The sequence below is a fragment of the Candidatus Acidulodesulfobacterium acidiphilum genome (assembly GCA_008534395.1).
In the GTDB taxonomy this organism is placed as follows: domain Bacteria; phylum SZUA-79; class SZUA-79; order Acidulodesulfobacterales; family Acidulodesulfobacteraceae; genus Acidulodesulfobacterium_A; species Acidulodesulfobacterium_A acidiphilum.
In genome coordinates, this window is record SHMQ01000012.1 from 38,907 (window position 1) to 56,772 (window position 17,866).

At 30.8% G+C, this 17,866-nt stretch carries 14 protein-coding genes and 1 tRNA gene; 8 read left to right on the top strand and 7 right to left on the bottom strand.

Annotation, left to right across the window (positions count from 1 at the left end; translation table 11 throughout):
- The first annotated feature begins 25 nt into the window (after positions 1–25).
- The 3 genes from EVJ48_05370 (at position 26) to EVJ48_05380 (ending at position 3,327) form a co-directional block, all read left to right on the top strand.
- A complete protein-coding gene (locus EVJ48_05370) occupies positions 26–694 on the top strand; it encodes a guanylate kinase (GenBank protein ID RZV39145.1) in 669 nt (222 codons plus the stop codon).
- Between the two features lie 153 nt (positions 695–847).
- Entirely contained in the window at positions 848–1,039 is a 192-nt protein-coding gene (locus EVJ48_05375; protein RZV39146.1) for a DNA-directed RNA polymerase subunit omega, read from the top strand.
- Positions 1,040–1,059: 20 nt separating this feature from the next.
- Positions 1,060–3,327 carry a bifunctional (p)ppGpp synthetase/guanosine-3',5'-bis(diphosphate) 3'-pyrophosphohydrolase gene (locus EVJ48_05380; GenBank protein ID RZV39147.1) on the top strand — a complete coding sequence of 756 codons (2,268 nt, stop codon included), beginning with the start codon at positions 1,060–1,062 and terminating at the stop codon, positions 3,325–3,327.
- A gap of 150 nt (positions 3,328–3,477) precedes the next feature.
- Here the strand turns inward: EVJ48_05380 and EVJ48_05385 are convergent, their stop codons facing one another.
- Positions 3,478–3,690: a DUF2892 domain-containing protein gene (locus tag EVJ48_05385; GenBank protein RZV39148.1), complete on the bottom strand. Its 213-nt coding sequence runs from the start codon at positions 3,688–3,690 to the stop codon at positions 3,478–3,480.
- A 318-nt stretch (positions 3,691–4,008) separates the two neighbouring features.
- Between EVJ48_05385 and EVJ48_05390 the strand changes: the two genes are divergently transcribed.
- Positions 4,009–6,180 carry a hypothetical protein gene (locus EVJ48_05390; protein ID RZV39149.1) on the top strand — a complete coding sequence of 724 codons (2,172 nt, stop codon included), beginning with the start codon at positions 4,009–4,011 and terminating at the stop codon, positions 6,178–6,180.
- 149 nt (positions 6,181–6,329) lie between these two features.
- Here EVJ48_05390 and EVJ48_05395 read toward each other — a convergent pair whose 3' ends face one another.
- A complete protein-coding gene (locus tag EVJ48_05395) occupies positions 6,330–7,232 on the bottom strand; it encodes a DUF3365 domain-containing protein (protein RZV39150.1) in 903 nt (300 codons plus the stop codon).
- Positions 7,233–7,577: 345 nt separating this feature from the next.
- Here EVJ48_05395 and EVJ48_05400 point away from each other — a divergent pair, with 345 nt between their 5' ends.
- The 4 genes from EVJ48_05400 to EVJ48_05415 all read left to right on the top strand — a co-directional run bounded on the left by EVJ48_05400 (position 7,578) and on the right by EVJ48_05415 (position 9,707).
- Positions 7,578–7,874, top strand: coding sequence for a hypothetical protein (locus EVJ48_05400; GenBank protein RZV39151.1), 297 nt, complete (start codon positions 7,578–7,580; stop codon positions 7,872–7,874).
- A 52-nt stretch (positions 7,875–7,926) separates the two neighbouring features.
- A complete protein-coding gene (locus EVJ48_05405) occupies positions 7,927–8,196 on the top strand; it encodes a hypothetical protein (GenBank protein ID RZV39152.1) in 270 nt (89 codons plus the stop codon).
- Positions 8,197–8,360: 164 nt separating this feature from the next.
- Positions 8,361–8,436 (top strand) — tRNA-Val (locus EVJ48_05410).
- Between the two features lie 149 nt (positions 8,437–8,585).
- Positions 8,586–9,707 (top strand): site-specific integrase, encoded by a 1,122-nt coding sequence (locus tag EVJ48_05415; GenBank protein ID RZV39153.1) that lies wholly within the window; start codon positions 8,586–8,588, stop codon positions 9,705–9,707.
- Between the two features lie 555 nt (positions 9,708–10,262).
- Here EVJ48_05415 and EVJ48_05420 read toward each other — a convergent pair.
- The 5 genes from EVJ48_05420 to EVJ48_05440 all read right to left on the bottom strand — a co-directional run bounded on the left by EVJ48_05420 (position 10,263) and on the right by EVJ48_05440 (position 17,834).
- Positions 10,263–12,092, bottom strand: a complete 1,830-nt coding sequence (locus EVJ48_05420) for a hypothetical protein (GenBank protein RZV39154.1) — start codon at positions 12,090–12,092, stop codon at positions 10,263–10,265.
- A gap of 32 nt (positions 12,093–12,124) precedes the next feature.
- Positions 12,125–13,021 carry a hypothetical protein gene (locus EVJ48_05425; protein ID RZV39155.1) on the bottom strand — a complete coding sequence of 299 codons (897 nt, stop codon included), beginning with the start codon at positions 13,019–13,021 and terminating at the stop codon, positions 12,125–12,127.
- A 72-nt stretch (positions 13,022–13,093) separates the two neighbouring features.
- The gene (locus tag EVJ48_05430) at positions 13,094–13,309 is read right to left on the bottom strand and encodes a hypothetical protein (protein ID RZV39172.1); all 216 of its coding nucleotides are present in this window, start codon (positions 13,307–13,309) and stop codon (positions 13,094–13,096) included.
- A 109-nt stretch (positions 13,310–13,418) separates the two neighbouring features.
- The gene (locus EVJ48_05435) at positions 13,419–15,254 is read right to left on the bottom strand and encodes a site-specific DNA-methyltransferase (GenBank protein ID RZV39156.1); all 1,836 of its coding nucleotides are present in this window, start codon (positions 15,252–15,254) and stop codon (positions 13,419–13,421) included.
- 3 nt (positions 15,255–15,257) lie between these two features.
- Complete coding sequence (locus tag EVJ48_05440) at positions 15,258–17,834, bottom strand: restriction endonuclease subunit R (protein ID RZV39157.1); 2,577 nt, start codon at positions 17,832–17,834, stop codon at positions 15,258–15,260.
- Positions 17,835–17,866 lie beyond the last annotated feature (32 nt).

Sequence of the window (17,866 nt, forward strand, 5' to 3'; positions counted from 1 at the left end):
AATTTTAAAAATCAAAAATATAAAAATGAATAATGATAAGGAAAATATTGATTTTAAGAATGAATCGCTTCACGGCGACGGGAAGCCTAAGGGTTTAATTTTTGCAGTGTCCGCTCCTTCCGGCACCGGAAAAACTACTTTATGCAGTATGCTTTTGAAAGAATTTAAAGATATAAAGCCGAGTGTTTCCTTTACCACCAGGGCGAAAAGAGAGGGCGAGATAGACGGCGTCAGCTATCATTTTATAAGCGATACCGAATTCGATAAGATGATAGGGTCGGATAAATTTATAGAATGGGCAAATGTTTTCGGCAAAAAATACGGCACCGCATACAAATCGGTTTATAATCCGGATTCTTTATACGATATTTTATTGGAAATTGACGTTCAGGGCGTTGAAAAGCTAAATAAGATATATAAAAACAAAAAAGATACCGCTTTAAAAAGCAATAGTTTAATAACTATATTTATTGCTCCGCCTTCCTATGAAAAATTAAAGGAAAGATTAAAAAAAAGAGGCGGGTTAAACGACGACGAATTAAATAAAAGGCTATCTACTGCTTACGAAGAGATTAAGCGCAGTGAATTTTACGATTATATTATTACAAACGACGATTTAAAAGAGGCATATACAAAATTAAAATCTATCGTTATCGCCGAGAGATGTAAAAATTTAAATAAATTTAAAGCTTAAATCCAAAAACAATGATATAATAAATATATTACAGTGCCAGAATTCAATTCTGGCACTGTCACAAAATTGAAAGGACGGAATTCAATTCTGGCACCGTCACAAAATGGTAAGGTCTAAACGGAAAACTACAAAATTTTAAACGGAGGAATTTAAATGGCAAGAGTAACTATCGAAGATTGTTTAAGAAACGTGGAAAATAGATTTACGCTTGTAATAATAGCGGCAAAAAGGGCAAGACAGATTATGGAAGGAGCCGAACCGAAAGTCGTTTCAAAAAATAAGCCTATCGTCGTAGCGTTAAGGGAGATAGCGCAGGGATATGTCGGCGTTAAACAGCGGAAGTAAAATAAACCATCTATTTTTTTATGAGTATTTCAAACGAAAACCTTGTAACGGTTAATCCCTCCAACGATTTCAGCGCCTTAAACAATATAATAGAGCTTTTTAGGAATAATATAAATACTCTTGACGACGTAAGCATAGAAGAAATTCATACCGAAAAGTTCAAACTGCTCAAAAAGGCTTATACATTTTCCAAAAAAATGCATCAGGGGCAAAAAAGAGTGTCCGGCGAGCCTTACCTTACCCATCCGATCGAAGTTGCCGCTATAGTTGCGGGTTTAAGGATGGATTGTGCTTCCGTAGTTTCCGCTCTTTTGCACGATACCGTAGAAGATACTTTAACGACGATAGAAGATATCAAATCCGAATTCGGCGAAGAAGTCGCTTTTATAGTCGACGGATTGACTAAGTTGGGCAAACTGAACTTTAAAACCTCTGAAGAACTTGAAGCCGAAAATATCAGAAAAATGATAGTCGCAATGGCTAAGGATATAAGGGTTATAGTTATAAAATTAGCCGACAGGCTTCATAATTTGCGAACCCTGGAAGTTCTTTCGAGAGAAAAACAGATTAAAATAGCGCAGGAAACCTTAGATATTTATGCACCTTTAGCTAACAGACTTGGAATATTTTTTATAAAAAGCGAACTGGAAGACCTTTCTCTTAAATATTTAAATCCACAGGCATACAAAGATTTATCTTTCAAAATAAATAAAAAAAAGACGGAAAGAGAGAAGTATATAGAAAAAGTTACGGATATTCTTAAGGAATATTTAGAAAAACATAATTTAAAAGCTGAAATATACGGAAGGCCAAAGCATTTTTACAGCATTTACAAAAAGATGATGGAACAGCACGTCAGCTTTGAGGATATTTATGATTTACTGGCGCTTAGAATCATAGTGGATAACGAAACCGAGTGCTATGAATCGCTGGGCATAGTTCACTCAATCTGGAAACCTATTTCCGGAAGGATTAAGGATTATATCGCCATGCCTAAGGCAAATCTATACCGCTCATTACATACGACGGTAATAGGTCCGGAAGGTATGAGGGTGGAAATTCAAATCAGGACTAAAGAGATGCATTTTATAGACGAGTTCGGCATAGCTGCACATTGGAAATATAAAGAAAACATAAAAGAAGTTGAAAAAGAAGACATAGAGCAGTTTAACTGGTTAAGACAGCTTGTGGAATATCAAAGAGATATGAAAGATCCGCATGAATTTTTGGACAGCGTAAAAATAGATCTTTTTCAGGAAGAAGTTTATGTTTTTACGCCGAAAGGAAAAGTTATAGCGTTGCCGAAAGATTCTACGCCCATAGATTTTGCTTACTACATACATACCGAAATAGGCGACAAAACTACCGGAGCTATAGTAAACGGCGTTATGGTGCCTCTTAAATATAAACTTTCAAACGGCGATATAGTAGAAATTTTAACGAAAGAAGGACATCATCCTTCAAACGACTGGTTAAAATATGCAAAGTCTTCAAAAGCCATATCTAAAATAAGAAATTACGTCAGGCAGGAGGATAGAGAATTAAGTATTGCCGCCGGCAAAGAAAATTTAGAAAAGGAATTTAAAAAATTAGAAAATAAATCCTTAGACTTTAAGGAATTATTATTTTTAACGATGCAGAAACTTTCGTTAAAAACTGAAGAAGAACTGTTTGCAGCCATAGGTTATGGCAAATATTCCCCTCAATATATATTTTCTTTAGCCATACCAAATTATAAAAAGACGGACAAATTATCTTTAATTACAAAAACGACCGGAAACGTAATTAATAAAATTATTCAAAAAATTAAGCCAAGTTCGACTAGCAACGATGCTGTAGTTTCTTCGCTGGGAGACGGCCTTCTTTATAAGCTTGCCGGATGCTGCCGTCCTATACCTGGGGATGATATAGTAGGATTTATTTCAAGGGGCAGGGGAGTTATAGTTCATAAAACAGACTGCAGAAATATAATAGGAATAGACGAAAGCAGGCTTATAAGCGTTAATTGGAAAGAAACTTCCAAAAATAAATCAAATTTATCCAAAGCAGAGTTGTTTGAAACAAAAATAAGGATTATAACCGACGATAAAAAAGGCGTTTTAGCCAATATAGCATCTTTGATATCTGCCAGAGAGGCTAATATATCAAAAGCGCAGGTCAGAACTCTTATAGACGGAAGAGCGGTTCATTTGTTCGATATCGAAGTGAGAGACAACAAACAGGCGGAATCTATTATTGACGGTATTAAATCTATTAAAGGAGTAATAAAGGTCAACAGGGTAACTTAAAAATTATAAAGCATTAAATAACGGTAGCGTTATTATTCTTTATTTTCTAAAAATAAATACATGTATAAATGAAAGCGAAAGACTGCTAAGCGGGAGAGATATTAACCCAGGCTAAAAAAATATATTCTCTCCCGTTTGCGCGTAATTATTTTACTTTTGGCAATTTTTACACGTGTTTATTCCAAGCAGCGTATATAATGCGCAAAATCCGGTAATTCCAGTAATTAAAGCTATTAAACCGACTATTATAAGTATAATTCCCAATACTTCTGCGCCCTTAAGCGCTAATGCGCCGACGACTATTAAAACTATTCCTATAATAACTCTTATTATCCTGTCGGTGCCGCTTTCATTCGTTTTCATTGATAAACCCCCCCTCATTGATTTAAAAAAAATTAATTTAATTTAAAAATTAAATATAAATATATGAATAATCATATCTATTAATTAGTGTATCATATTTTTTAAAAAAAGCAATTAGTTATAAAGCGTTATTTATAAGGCGGTTAGTTTAGCGGCATGCCTATAATGAATTTTAAGATATACAATCAATGTAATAACCGCAATATTAATAAGGATTTTTTAGAGTTTATTATTGACTAAAGGCATTAAAAGTTATAGTATATCAGCTGATTAGTCCGTTTGTTAATTAAAATAATCGTTAAATAATAAAAAAATTAAATGACGAAAAAGATAAAAAATAAAATTGCTTTTTATGTAGATTATGAAAGTTTTAATTCCAAAGAAGCCCCGCCTATACTCTTTTTTATTTCTTTTTTGAGAAATAAAGGTTACAAAGTAGATTTTTTTGCGTCGGAAAAAATGCTTCTTGAAGCATTTAAAAATACCGCAAACAAAAATAATCCAATAACGCAACAATCAGCTATGCATTATGATGTGTGCCTTCTTTCTTTAATGAGTTCCGATAAATTAAGAAAAATACTCCAGACGGCTATTAAAGTTAAAGAATACAGTCCTTTTACCGTTAACGTTCTCGGAGGAACCGGAGTTTACGGCTATTATAAAGATATTATAGAAGCAGAAGGCATAGATGTTACAATAGAAGGCGACGCCGAAAAAATTCTTCCCGCAGTGCTAGAAGGTATTGCCAATGTATTGAATCAAAATAACGTTTTGGTTTTAAATAACAACGGAGATTATAAGGCGGAAGACCTTAATTCGTTAATTTTCCAAAATTATCCGGAAAAATTAACATCCGGAATAACACAGCAGGAAGCATATTATTGCACTCCCGAACATATGGGACTGTTGTTTAAACGAAAGGGACGCTATCTTTCTCCTATAGCAAAAATACCGGAAAATATTTTTTTCGAAAGAATACTTTCGGGATATACGATAAAGTGTCCTATTTCAAATACCGCAATAAAATTAAACAATGGGAAAATCAGATTTTTTGAAAAAATAGATGCTTCACATGAAGACTTTGATATATTTTATTCAAATTATAAAAATATAATGACTAAGGAAGAATTTACGAATACCATACCGCCTTTTCCTACGGAAACCGAAATCAATGCTGAATATACGGATTATCCTTGGGATATATACGACGATTTTAAGTTTGAATCCGTAGGTTTATATGCCCAAAGAGGCTGCAACTGGGGAAAATGCACCTACTGTTCTATAGTTAATTATAAATACAGAAAATTAAGCACGAAGTTCCTTTTAAAAATTATAAAAGAAGCGAGCAGTCATAATGTTTACGGTTTTAGTTTCGACGACGATCTTTTTGTTCAGAATAAAATATGGCTTAATGAATTTTTAGACGGTATTATCGCCGGAAAGTTCAATGAAAAATTCAGTTTTACGGCTATGTTTAAAGTAGAGCATATTACGGACGAAGACATTTTAAATAAGCTAAAACAGGCTAATTTTACCAAAATTCAAATAGGCGTAGAAAGTTTTTTGCCAGAAAAGATTTCATATTTTTCAAAAACAAAAAAAGACAAAGAACGGTCATATATCGATAAAGCTAAAAAAATTATAGATTATTGCGCATCTATAAAAATTATTCCTTCGTCCTTTATTATTTTGACGCTACCGGATAAAAATTTTAGTTTATTTGATATAGTTTCCGAAATGGGAGAAATTATAGACATTATAATAAATGTTTACGACAGGCATGAAGTCGTTCCCATTTTCTTGTTTAACGACTTTATAAACGCATATCCGAATGCTCCTTTATTAAATCGAAACGCTTATTCTAAATTTATAATTCCTCTTTGCGGCGAAATAAAAAGAGTTAAAAACGAAGAAGGCGTTAATGCAGATATGCTGAATTTAAAAACTATAGAAGTACCTTATCTTTATAAATTTGAAAACTTAAAAATTGCTCATTTTATTGATTTACTTATAAAAAATAAAAATATAAACGGCAATCTGAATAATGAAAAAGAAAAATATAGTAAATCTAGTAAATCGAGCAAAATAAAAACTGGTGACGAAACGGGCGAAAAAGAGATGTTTGCAAATATAGACAATATTCTTAATTCTCTGAGCGCCGCTTTCGATTTATACGGAACACCCGAATTTTTGTTATACGATATTATAGACGGTTTAATTGCGGCGTACGACGGAAACGACGATATAGTAAAAAAAATTATAACGGAATATTTTAACGTAAACGATATAAATAAATTTAAAAATTATGTAGCTTCCGGTAAAATAGACCGCAATAAGGCTATAGATATTTTCAGCTCTATAATAACCGGCTTTGACGAACTAAAAGCACGGCAAGAAGAAAAAAAGCTTAAAGGTAAATCTATAACAGGCGTTTTAAATGAAAGGATAAGCGCATTTATAAAGCAATATTATAATAATTTGCAATTATAATATTGCTTTAATCCGCCGCAATAAATTTTTATCTGCATAAAAACTGCATACGTTTGTAATGCGAAAGCCGAAATATGAAATATAAATTTTTAAATCAGTTTTATAGCATCCAGCCGTGATTTAAAGTAATATATTGTGCTATTGCCGCTTTATTTATCCTTATTTTTATTCGCAAGCATTTGCAGAGCTTTAAGATAGCTTGCTTTAAGCCTGTTGAACGATTTAGCCAGCAAACCTATTTCGTCGTTCCCTTTTACTTCAAAATTTTCGTTAGACTTTCCCATTGAAATATCCTCGGCTAATTTAGTCATTTCATGAATAGGTTTAATTATAGCTTTATTGATAAAAAACAGCGCTACGATGAATGCCAAGAATGGAAGAATAAATATTGCCAATACTATTATCAAAGAACTTCTAAAAGCTACTTTATCCATATATTTTGTAGGAACTAATACGCTTAACGAACCGACGATTTGCCCCGGTTTCCAATGCCAGCCGTGCGTACCGCCGTATTTTTTAACAATAGCTTGGGTAATAGGGGATTTGTTTTCGGGATTGCCGTGACAGATCATGCATCCATTTTTTGCGACTACAGGTTTCATAACGTAAAAATATGAACGTCCGTTAAAAATATGATAGCCGCTTAATGATTTAATATCGGGATTGTTTTTAAATTTTTGTATAATTTTTTGTTGAAACGGGTTTGCTTTATTGTTTAAATTTAACGGGTTTAAAGTAGGTTCGGAATATATGTAATGAGGAAGAAATTTTTTAATAAGTTTTGCAACGCCAAGCGCTACAAATGTAGCAGATTCGGCCTGCATAACAAATTTGGGGGTGGCTTTCATGACGGCAGGCCTTAATTCGTTAGAAGTATAATCTCTTGTCGATTTTTCGGCATACAGAACCATAGCCGCTTCATGCGTGAGTTCGTTTTTTTTGAATTTTTGAATATAATAAAAAGAAACGGCGGCAACTAAAAGGTTAGCGCCGAAACCGATAATTATCATAATTACCGCAAATTTCGTTTTTAAAGACGCATTTTTGAACATTTCTACCCCCTTATTTAAGCAATATTTACATTATATTTCAATTTCGCTAAAATATATATTATATTATAAATTTTATCATAAAAATATATTACTAAAGTTAATTTGATTTTATAATATATTAAATTTTATTTCAATAAAAAAAAGATATAATTAATCGGTTTATATTTTTATGCAATAACTTTAATATATTAATATAAAGATATTTATTAAATTCGATAAAAAAATATTATAATTATATAATCGTCTATTATTATATATAAAGCTACGCCGAATAAATTTTTGAAGTAAATTGATAAAATAATATTCAAAAATAAATCATAAACAATATTAACGGGAGGCCTATTAATGGAAGTAGCTAAATTGTTTTTTGAGTGCGAAAAATGCGGACAGCCGTTTGATTTAGCAATAAACAGGGGAGATTTTAAGAAGATAATAACGGAAAACATAGAATCGTCCAAGGAATATACGCATGAATTTAAAAGAAAGTTTTATTGTTGCGGTAAAAGTATAGAGATAAGAATAAGTATAAGGCGTAATAATTTTAACGAATACGAAACGCACGAGGTGTATCATAAGGGTTTGAGAAATTTTAGAGTCGGCGATAATTTTGACTCGATAATAAAAGAGGTAGGTTCCAACTAAATTTTCGCGGCAATATATATAAAAAATAATTTAAAAAAGGGACGGTCAATAAATGGAAAATGACATGATTAAAGAAAAAATAGAATTAGAAAAAGAAAAAAACGATTTAGAAAAACAAGTCGCAGCAATTATCGATAAAAAAGGAAATGGATTTTTCGATAAATACAAGAAAGAAATCGAACTTGATATAGAGCTTGCAATCAAAAAATTTGCTTACGAAAAAATAGAAAAAAAGGAAAAAGAAAACGATTTAGACAACATTAAAACCGATATTTTATCATTGAAAGTATTATTAGATTATACCGGCAGGGATGACTCATAAATACCGGTTTTATGTTTATGCTAACCGGCTGACGTCCAAGGTAAATATTTTACGAGTTAATTATTTTTATTTAAAAATCAACTTGTATAGAAATGGTTAAAAATCTTTATTGACAAAATAAAAGGATTAATAGTAATATATATTAGTTTTATTTCCAAATTTTTAGGCGCGTAGCTCAGGGGTTAGAGCACTACCTTGACACGGTAGGGGTCGGCGGTTCGAGACCGCCCGTGCCTACCAGTATAAACCGCAATAAATAAGCCTTTCCAGACTCCCTTAATAAATTTTATATTGATTATATTTTGCACAAATTTTATAATTTTTATAGAATTTTTGTCCCAAATTTGTCCCAAATTTTTTAAAAGAATTTACAAGCAAGGAGAACGAAAATGTCCGGAAACATAAGGCTTAGAGGTAAATTTTACCATTACGACTTTATGATAGACGGCAAACGTTATAAAGGTTCTACCAAAACAAGCGACAAAAAGCTTGCCGAGCATATAGCGGATACGATTAAAGCGGATTTGCTCAGGAAAAAGCACGACTTGCCGACTACGGTAGATTATATTTTTGAAGACTTGTGGAAAATATATTTAGATTCGCAGGCAACAGCGTTAACCACTCAAAAAGTAAAAAGATGGATATCTAAACATTTTTTACCTGTTTTTAAGAATAAGAAAATTGCTGAAATCAATAACGACCAAATAGAAAATTATAGATTAAAAAGGCGACTTGAGATATTATCTATGCCTAAAAATATCGGCAAAAAAGAATCCGAAGTTTCATTTGCATATCTAAATAAAGAGATTTTAATTCTTTCAAATTTCTTTAACTTCTGTATCAAGAAAGGCTATATCGATAAGAACCCTTGCGTCGGCATTAAAAAACTAAACGAATTATCCCGCCTTAAAACATTATCCGACGAAGACATAGGGAAGCTCATTAACGGAGCTACGAATAAGCTTACAAAAGATTTAATATCTTTTTTGATATATACGGGTTGCCGCAAAGGCGAAGCTCTAAATCTTAAATGGGACGACGTGGACTTAAAGAACGGAGTTATTGCAATTAAGGCGACGAAGACCAGATACGACAGGCGTATCCCTATTTCCGCCCCATTGGAAGCCGTTTTAACCGGCATTGAAAGAAATCAAGACTGTCCATACGTATTTAATCGAAACGGAGTAAAATTGACGGATTTTAAACGTTCCTTTCATACCGCCTGCCGCAATGCCGGATTAAAAGATTTGCATATCCACGACTTAAGGCACGTATTTGCAAGCGCTCTTACCATGAGCGACGTATCACTTTATAAGACGGGAATACTCTTGGGACACCGGACGCCTAACATGACCCAGAGATACGCCCATTTAAAGCCCGAAGAGTTAAAAAAAGAGATAGAAAAGGCGTTCGGCAAGAAAAATGAAGATAAAGAGGAAGAAATCAAACGAGAAGAATACGAAAAAGCTTTGGAGATTATAAGGAAATACGAAAAAAGCGGCGGTAAATAATTACGCCTATAGTCTTCATTTCGGTCGTAGAATTTGTAACAAATTATGTTACGCCGTAACGTATTGCTTTACGTTAGTAACATAATTTGTTACATTCGCAACGTATTTTTTTACGGTATTACGTCGAGAAAGCGGTTGACGACGTGCGGAATAAAAAATAAAGCTGATTACCGCATATGGTAGTTATATAATTTTTCGGCAAATTCATCCAATATTTTATTTTTTGCCGCTTCTATTTCAGGAATAAAATCATCCTCTATCATTTTTTTAAGATTTATAACCGACCTCCTTTCTAATTCTAATTTGCGCATTTCTTCCGATGTCTTCTTTCCTTTCCCGACCAGATAAACCAGAAATTATATTTCCGCCTCCGCAAAAATTAATTCCGCAATAAACATCGATATAACCCCCTTAAAATAAATTAATACCGATTATATCAAAAAAATATTACTGGATTATGATGGTTTTGTTATAAAACGGTTAAATTTATATTACAAATGCGTTACAAATTGCCGCTAAATCCATAAAATAGAGGATTTTGACTTTTTTATTATACTATTTTTTATTAAATACCTCAGAGTAAACATATTTTTTAGGAATTAAAATTATATTAGATGATTTTTTGCAATCCACATAATAACTATCGGGAGTTTTAAGAAATAACAAAAAATGAATCCAATTAATATTTGCAGTTGTTTTACTCTTTTTAATATTGCATAAGTCTGATTTAACCTTAATGTATTTACTGATATCTGAATTATTGATATATTTTTTAGAAACACTTAATTCAACGGGAACATTCCCGCCAATTTTTAATACTCTTAACGGTAACCCGGGATACTTCCAAGATAACATAAAATACAAAATACAGAACATAATAAAAATGTATTTCGTTAGGGATATTAATTTTTTCATGAATACTATAAAATAAAAGCTAAAAGATATTAAATTTATTAAGATAACGCACGCAACTGCTAACAAAAAGTTATTATGTATTTCAAAAAATAAATTCAGAAAAATATATGGGATTATAAATTCAATTAATAAAAAAAATATAATAATTAAAGGTGAATATATTACAACCCAAGATTTTTCTATTTTGCCAGACATTGATTTATCAGATTTTGATTTTAATATATTAACCGCTTCTTTAATATAAAATGGAATTATTAAGGGAAAGATAAATATAGTAAAATAAATTACGCTGACCACTATTGCGTATAATAAAGGGAAAGCGATAAATAATTCGGGATTCAATAACGAAATAGGCAATTGTCCTTGATTTTTAAAAAGATACCAAAGAAATTCAAGCAAACCTAAAAAAGGTAAAATTGTAATAATATATTTCCAATTATTTTTCAAGAAAATAAATAAAGAATTAACCATATCTATGATTGGCCTTATTTCCGCCCTGTTACGCAACATTTCAACCCTATCTTTATAATAGCTTTTTGAAAAACTGTGAATTTCTGTATTGTTATATTTTAAACTAAACTTTATCCAACGATCTTTAGCTCTATCTGGTAAGAGAAAGTCCGTCTTAAAATCAAAAGAACCTCCTTTTTGTTTGTCTTTTTTTATCTTTATTTTATCATTTTCAATTGTTCCATTCTTTAATAATAAAGTAAAGATATTATTAAAATCAAAAAATTCATAATCGATAACAATATTGTTTTCTTCCAATGTTTTATCGAAATTAAACTTTATCGGACAACCGTTATAATCGGAATCTTCAGATATAGCAAAATAAATCGGCGGAATAAATTGAATATGGATAGCCGAGTTCACAGTATATTCAATATAGTTAGAGATACCGCCAAGCTTTGTAAAATCAAAATGCTTTTCAAGCGATAAATATTTGCGCAACTCAATTTCATTTTTAAAAGGAGTATTTTTTAATAATACATCAATGTGTAAGTCGCAATCCGCCCAAATACTTGGTTTGCCGTGAATATAAAGGTCTCCGTACGGTATCGTCGAACCTGAAAAAAAGTTAAAAATAGGGAGATATTCGTCAAAGCTAAGGCAAAACTCATCCGTATTTTTTATTTTATTTTCCTTTATAGCGTCAATATATATTTTATCTATTTCTTCCGGACTATTAATTTTCTCGAATTTTATATCGATATTTATTTGGTCAGAATGAATAGTTTTATTTTTGGATTTTTCTTTAAATTCTTTTTCAATATTTTCACCTTGTTCCTCAAGAAAAGAAGGTAATAAAATAATTTTGCCGTAAAACAAAACCCATTTATTATTATTAGGATTTTTAATTGCGCAATAAGATGTTATCTTATATTTAAATGCTTTAGAGAATTCATCTAAATACTTTCTCGCGTCTACAAGCTTTCCCGTTAATAATTCAGACAATTCGGATTCTTTCATGTTTTTGTCGGTATCTATAAAAAAGCAAAATTTTATTCTATAATAGGTGTTATTGGTTTGTTCTCAGCTAAAATCATTTCTATCTTATTTATAATTTCGAATATTACAGGCATTGATTCCTTAAATGCGTCGACAATATTTCTTATCGCTTTAAGCATAAATTCCCTTGACTTAGGGTGAAGAAGAGCCAAAAAAGTCGCCGCGACTAATATTATTTTAATCCATGCAGGCAGTTTTTCTATCCAAACGACAATTTGCGCAATTATGCCGGAAATAATTTTAAAAGTTTCAAATCCGACAACAATTGAAAAAGCTCCTCCTACTTTCAAAATAGCGGTTACGGTAGCTTTTCGAGAATAATCGCGCGCCGAAGCGCAAAATTCAAATACTAAAACTCCTTTATCGCCTACAGGTTTTGCCGATAATACTTTGCCGCCCATTGATTTTAAGTCTCTATCTTTGTTTATAATAGCGTCTGCCGATAATAATTCCGCTAATGCTAAAATCGGAATATCGTCGGGATCTATAGGATTTTTATATTTATCGATAATTACTTTGTCTGGTTCTTTAATTTTAAGCATCGCTTTGTAAGATTTCCACTCTTTTTTAAGAGAATCCATAGGTATATTGTGTTGAGAAGCTATATCTTTTAAATGCTCGTCGACTTCTTTGATGACGGTTTTAGTGCAATAAACAATAAAAGTGCCGGCGAGAATGCATTCTTGTATTTGTGTTATAGCTTCAGGATTTTTTCTTTCTTTAACAAGCCAAATAATATCGCCTAAAATACAATTGGCGTCGATAACGAGGCGAAATTGAGCTAAATCGCCTATTAAATCTTTTATAAACTTTGAACTTTTGATTAACTGACGTAACGATAAAAGATAGGCGGAATTTACAGGAATATTTTTTTTAGCGGTAGGTTTCATCGACGATTTCAATATTATTTATTAATTTTTTTTAAATATTTTATTTTCTGATCACTTTAGAGGCTTCTTTTTCTATATTGGCGTCGTTTGATAATGTTCCCAAATCCTGAATAATTTCCATCCTATTTTTTTGTAATATTCATTGACTTCGACATCTCTCGCCTTGTTTCGTTCTATTTTGGCAACCCAATATTCAATCCTCGTTTTTGGCATCCTTAAATGAGTTTCGCAACCGTGCCAAAAACAAGAATCCACGAAAATAACAGTTTTATATTTTTTTAAAACCAGATCAAATTTACTAAAAAGACTTTAAATCATTTTTTCTGCATTTTAAATGAATCTGGTTTATATCGTAGTATGTATATAGATGTGTTTTTAAATCTGGCATTATTTTAAGTTATATCTCTTTTGAAACCAATAATTCTCCACCTAAAACATCGACTATTTTAACGGCAATTTTTATTTTTTTGTTTTGTATATCAATATCATAATCAGCCTTTATTAAATCTTTTTGTTTTTCAGGAATATCTATATATATAGTTTGGAAGAACTTTTCATTATAATTTACATCAACCGCCACATATTCAATCATACTTCTAAAATCCGGCATATCTTTATCAAGTAAAGTTTTTGCTAAATTAAACCTTTTTATTACTGTTGGCGATATAAAATCATTAATTTTAATTTTTGCTTTATTCTTATTTATTCTTTTTATTTCTATATCAGCTTGTGGTGGCTCATAGATCAAAAATCCTCCAGTTTCTTTATTCGTTTTTAAATTAACAACTTCAATTTTATTTACAGGCATTCTTTTATTCCATTCCTCTATCCAAAGATATGTATTTATTTCCTGACCATAAGTTACAATTGTGATGTTTCTTTCTTCATTATCCCTCTTCTTTAATTCGTCTTTAATATTTTCTAAATCTATCAAGTTTAGAGGATGATTAAAATCAATTATTTTGACCAATCTTTTACCTAGTTTGCCCTCAAAAAAATTGTCTGTTCCCATTTTTTCAATTTCAAGGTGTTTTACTGCCAATTCTTTAGCCTCGCTTTGGAATTGCTTAAACTCATAATCATTTACTTTATAATTTGCAAAAGAACTATAAATTTTTACTTTATTATCTTGAATTAATTTCAAATTTTTATCTTTTTCTAATTGTTCCCTGATTATTTTAGATATGCCTTGTGCGGTAAGTTGTATTGCTCCTTTGTTAATATCGCAGCCAATCCAGCGTCTACCAAGTTTCTGCGCAACCCTAACAGTTGTGCCAGATCCAATAAAACAATCAAGAATTAAATCGTCAAAATTAGTTGAGGCTTTGATAAATATTTCTAATAAATCTTCAGGTTTTTGCGTCTCAAAACCTGTGCGTTCTCCGGAGGTAGAGGCCATTATCGCTACATGATTAATAACATCATCAATTCTTTTACCCTCCGTTTTTGGATAAGTTTTCCCATAGTAGATTGTTCCATCTGTTTTTCTCCTTTTTATTTGAGCATATTTATTACCCTCTTCATCTATTTTATTGTATCTATTCATATCAGTATCTCTATAAGGCTGCCACACATCGTTCCAAACATAATTTTTACTTTTTGAATACCATAAAATAACATCGTGAGCGTGCTGGTAAATATTTTTTGATTCTGTGCCCCTAAAGCCTTTATTCCAAATAATCTCATTTCTAAAATTTTCTTCTCCAAATATTTCGTCCATAATTAATTTCACGTAATGCACCATTCTGTAATCCAAATGAACATAAATACTGCCGCTATCAGATAACAACTCCTTCATGAGTATTAATCGTTCATATATCCATTGAAAATACTCATCCCTTTTCCAAATATCTTCATACATGATCTGTTGCAAAAGCGGGGCTTCATCCTCTTCTATTTCATTGCCCTTAAATCCCTTTAACTTAACCTTTCTTAGATAATCTCTATTGCTTGCATAAGGAGGATCAATATAAATTAGGTCTATTTTGCTACGATAGCCGTTTTCTAAAAGCGTTGCTAAAACTTCTTCGTTGTCTCCCTCGAACAAAAGATTATACCAATTTTTTTCTAATTCTTTATAGTCTGGCGAGTCAACAGGTTTTATATCATTTTTTGGATTGTGAAACTCAATTAATTGTGCAGGAAATCCCTTAACTGTTTGTATCGGTTTTTTTCCTACCCAATAAAACATAGGTCTGCCTTTTGGCGCTTGTATTTTTAACTGTTCGCTCATTTTTTATTGTCCTTTATAGATTAAATTATAGATTTTATCTAATTCGCCATAGACAAGGTTTTCGCCGTCAGTTTCCAAAATTTCATATTTTATCTTTTCTGCGTTTAAGTTTTCCATTTCTTTCATTGATTTTTCAATTAAATTATTTCTAAACGGTTCACCTTTTATTTCGATAATTAAAATTTTGCCACTTGCCTTGCGAATAATAAAATCGGGCGTATAAGTATGCCATTTGCCATCATTGCCTTTATATTCAAAAAGCAAATCCGTTTTGTTATACGAAGTTATAGCGCCTGTAAAATAGACATCTTCAACATCATCAATATCTTCACCAAGTCTTAATAGAATTGAATTATAAAAATCTTTTTCAGGTTTACTGTCAAAATTATAAGGTGTATAATGAAATCCGAATTTCATATTAGGATATTTGTTGATATCTAAACATAATTCATCAAATCGTCTTTTATTTATTTTTATCTCAGTATAATATGAAGTTTCGTCATTATTAAAACCATCTAATTTTAGCAACGCTAATGCTTTTTCAATAATTTCCTCTTTTATTTCATACTTAGATAATTGTTCCTCAATTATTTCTTTTAATTTGTCAATAACTGATAATGGTATTTCAGTTTTATTATTAAATGCTTTTTTTAGTAATTTTAAAACATTCAAGCTTTTCAATCTGTAAGTGTCTGCTAATTCAGTTGCTACAAAATAAATACCTGAAGTTTGCTCTTCAATTTCAAAGGTATTCTCATCAATAATATTTAGCACTTTGCCTTTTTTATCGCTTAATGTAAGCGTATTAGATTGCACTTTTATTTTTTGAGGTGTAACATCTAACTCTGGAAAATATAATTTAGATTTATCAACTGTTTCTTTTAAAACAACGTTTTTGACTTTTTCTTTTACTGAAATAGGTTGAACTTTTGTTTTTCTAATTGTCAGTCTAATAGAAATTAATTCTGATGATTGCAGGTTAATATCATTTAAACTTTCTCCATAAGTTTCTTGTAATTGATTATCTAGAATGCTAACATTTTTTTGCGATAAATAAATTTTTGCTTTTTTTGTATTGTTTGGAATTTGTCTTAAACAACGAGATGCAGCCTGCAAGCAAAAATTATTTGAACCTGTTAATTCACGAGCTAAAGCAGTAGCAAACAACGACGGGCAATTCCAGCCCTCAGTTCCTTTGTTTACAAGCAATAAAATTCTAAATGGGACACTTGGACTATTAATGCGGTTATCAAATAAATCTTTTATTTCATCTTTTGAATTACTGTGGACTTCAAGCAATATTTCATTTGGATTAATATTATTTTTTATTAAAACTTTTTCAATAGTTTCTTTTGCATTTTTTATGTAATCAATTTGAGGAAAATAGAATGCTAATTTTGCTTTTGTCCCATCATAAATTTTTACATTCCAGTATTCTCTTATAAAATCTTCTGTAACTATCTGTGTAAAATAGCTGTTATTCACATCTTCAAATGCTTTAATATTACCACTTACATCTTTTAAAATTCCGTCTTTAATTCCTTGTTTAAGTCCATACCAATAAATTACATCTCGTAAAATTTTTTTTTGATAATATGGTGTTCCTGTTGTATTAATAACAACTTTTAAATTTGTTTTATCTGCAATATAATTTATAGTTTGCCGTATTTTTTTTAATTCATCCCCAATTGATTGCCCGTAAGTATGATGCGCCTCATCAGAAAAAATACCTAAATCAGGCAAAGAAGTCAGGGTCTGCAACCGTTGATTTGCAAGTAATTCTTTTACTTCTTCTTTTTTTTTATCTTGAAGATTTTTAATGTCTTTAAATAATGAGTTTTTTATTGAACTTGCTGTTAATCTTATTTTTTCAGTATTTGTAACAATTACATTAAAAACACTACCTTTAATAACAGGAATATCTTTTTGATTATCTTGTGTATAAATTAATTTCACATTTGTAATAAATTTTTTAAATAATCGCTTTGGCAGAATTATCTCATAAGGAGCAAAACTAATTTCTCTTAATGCACCTAAAATGGTTTTTCCTGGCGCAAAAACTAAAGCATTTTTTATAAAATGCTCATTAGGATATTCCAAAGACATAGCAAATTCAGTTGCAATAATGCTTGCAATTAAAATTGTTTTTCCAGAGCCCATTGCCAAAGCAAGAATATATGATGGATAAGATAATGTAAGTGTTTCACGAACTCCTTCTAAACGATGTCTTTTTACAAAATCATTATCTTCTTTTATATTTTCAATAAAACTTTTATATACTTGTTTTTTTATATCTTCATTTGGAATATTTTCTAAACCAGAAAGTATTTCTTTAGGAATTCCGAGTGCTTTTAATAACTCCATTCCTTCGAAATATTTTTTATATAATTCTTCAATAGTCGGTGAACCTAAAACATTTCTTATATACCAATAATTTTCTAATGCTTCAATTTGCGCTTGTCGTAAATAATTTTCTTTATTTATGTGTTCAAATATTTCGGTTAAAGTTTCAAATTGTGATTTATATCCTCCGTTTCTCCAATCTTTCACACTTTCTTTTATTATTTCATATAAATTCATTTATTTTCTCGTCGTTATACATACTATTATTA